General features: G+C 63.0%; 3 protein-coding genes. All 3 read right to left on the bottom strand.

Annotated elements, in window-relative coordinates; translation table 11 throughout:
• Window positions 1-45: 45 nt before the first annotated feature.
• On the bottom strand, window positions 46-516 hold the full coding sequence (locus EOA27_RS33455; RefSeq protein WP_126081652.1) for a MaoC family dehydratase: 471 nt from the start codon (window positions 514-516) through the stop codon (window positions 46-48).
• Between the two features lie 113 nt (window positions 517-629).
• The gene (gene corA / locus EOA27_RS33450) at window positions 630-1,604 is read right to left on the bottom strand and encodes a magnesium/cobalt transporter CorA (protein WP_126081653.1); all 975 of its coding nucleotides are present in this window, start codon (window positions 1,602-1,604) and stop codon (window positions 630-632) included.
• A gap of 19 nt (window positions 1,605-1,623) precedes the next feature.
• A partial coding sequence (locus EOA27_RS33445; RefSeq protein WP_127258410.1) for a DUF933 domain-containing protein occupies window positions 1,624-2,091 on the bottom strand: 468 nt, incomplete at its 5' end.

Raw genomic sequence — 2,091 nt, 5'->3', positions numbered from 1 at the left:
AGCCGAGCGTGACGGTCTGGCCGATCAGGAAGTATTCGTCCAAAGTCATGATAGGCCTCGTGCGGCATCACGCGCGAGGAACATGCCGGTGTTCTCCAGCTCGAAGACACTCTCGCCGCGCTGGTTGACCAGTTCGCTGCGCATGGTGATCAAGCCGAGCTGAGGCCGCGATTTGGACTGGCGCTTGGACAGGATCGTGACCGTGCCGCGCAAGGTATCGCCGGCCAGAACCGGCTTCTTCCATTTCACATGCTCGATGCCGGGCGACCCTTGAGAGGTCGAATCGAGCAGGAAGGCGTCGCACAGCATGCGCATGAACATCGCGCAGGTGTGCCAGCCCGAAGCCGAAAGGCCGCCGAGGATGCTCGCCTTGCCGGCTTCCTCGGCGAGATGCATCGGCTGGGCATCGAATTCCGAGGCGAATTCGATGATCTCGGCAGCGCTTACAGTCTTGCTGCCGAGGTCGAGCGAGGAGCCCTCGACGAAATCCTCATAGGCCCAGGTCTTTCCGGTCATGCTGGCAATCCGGTTGACGAATGCGTGATCCCCAAATCGGCATTCCCGGATGAAGGTCCAAGGCAATTTGGTCAAGTGATTTCTGGTAAGCCAGCCGTCGCTGGCCGACACTGTCAGAGCCAGCCGCGGCGGCGGAAATACCAGAAGGGCAGGATGGCCGAGACCACCATCAGGCCGATGGCGAAGGGATAGCCGAACTCCCATTTGAGCTCGGGGATGATGTCGAAATTCATGCCGTAGATCGAGGCGACCAGCGTCGGCGGCAGGAAGATGACCGCGGCGACCGAGAAGATCTTGATGATGGCGTTCTGCTCGATCGAGATCATGCCGAGCGTGGCGTCGAGCAGGAAGGAGATCTTCTGCGACAGGAAGGTGGCATGGTCGGCGAGCGACAGCACGTCGCGCGACAGCGTCTTGATACGGGCGCGCACATCCTTGCTCATCTTGGTCTGGCCCGCGACATGGGCAAGAAAGCCGGCGAGGCGCTGCAGCGAGATCAGGCTGTCGCGGACCGAGGAGGCGAGGTCCTCCTTGCGGCCGATGCCTTTCAGGAGCTCCTGGAAATCGCGGTTGCGCTTCGAAGCCTTGGTCGAGCGCGCCTGGAAAATGTCGCGCGAAATCGCCTCGACCTCCCGGCCGGCGCGCTCGAGGATGTCGGCCAGGCGATCGACGATCGCCTCGAGAAGGCCGATCAGGATGGTGTCGCCGCTGGTGCAGCCGGTCGCCACCTTTTCGGCGCGCAGCGGGAAGGTCTTGAAGGCCTTGGGTTCGTGGTAGCGGATGGTGATCAGCCGATTGCCGGCAAGCGCGAAGGTCACCGGCGACATCAAAGGATCGTCGGCCTCGGTCTGTGCCGGCAGCACGGCGGTCATGAAGTAGCCGCCGTCCTCGACATAGAGGCGGCTCGATATCTCGATCTCCTCCATCTCCTCACGGGTCGGGATGGCTATGCCCAGCCAGCTCTCGATGCGCGCCTCTTCCTCCTTGGTCGGGTTGAAGAGGTCAGCCCAGACGACCCTGTCGCCATCCGCCGCGAGATCCTCGGTGAGACGCAGGCGGTCATTGTCCACGACGAAGGCCTTTATCATCGCCGGGTCTCCTGAAGGATCAGGTGTTGAACTTGAACAGCATGATGTCGCCGTCCTGGACGACATACTCCTTGCCTTCGTCGCGCGCCTTGCCGGCTTCCTTGGCGGCCACTTCACCGCCCAGCGTGACGAAGTCGTTGTAGGAGATGGTCTGGGCGCGGATGAAGCCGCGCTCGAAGTCGGTATGGATGACGCCGGCCGCCTGCGGCGCCTTATCGCCCTTGTGGATCGTCCAGGCGCGCGTCTCCTTCGGTCCGACGGTGAAGTAGGTGATCAGATGCAAGAGTTCGTAGCCGGCGCGGATCACCTTGTTGAGGCCGGGCTCGTCGAGGCCGATCGAGGCTAGGAACTCCATTTCCTCCTCGTCGGAAAGCTGGGCGACCTCCGCCTCGATCGCCGCCGAGATCACCACCGTGCCGGCACCCTGGGCTGCCGCCATCTTCTCCACCGCCCTGGTGTGCTCGTTGCCCGTGGCGGCGTCCGCCTC

Origin of the sequence: Mesorhizobium sp. M2A.F.Ca.ET.037.01.1.1 (assembly GCF_003998075.1) — a bacterium.
In the GTDB taxonomy this organism is placed as follows: Bacteria; Pseudomonadota; Alphaproteobacteria; order Rhizobiales; family Rhizobiaceae; genus Mesorhizobium.
The sequence above is the reverse complement of the archived record's forward strand: the minus strand, read 5'-3'. Positions and strand labels throughout refer to the sequence as shown.

What these genes read in the sequence shown, in the direction of transcription:
- corA (WP_126081653.1), bottom strand. Translation starts at nt 1,604, where the DNA reads ATGATAAAGGCCTTCGTCGTGGACAATGACCGCCTGCGTCTCACCGAG.
- EOA27_RS33455 (WP_126081652.1), bottom strand. Translation starts at nt 516, where the DNA reads ATGACCGGAAAGACCTGGGCCTATGAGGATTTCGTCGAGGGCTCCTCG.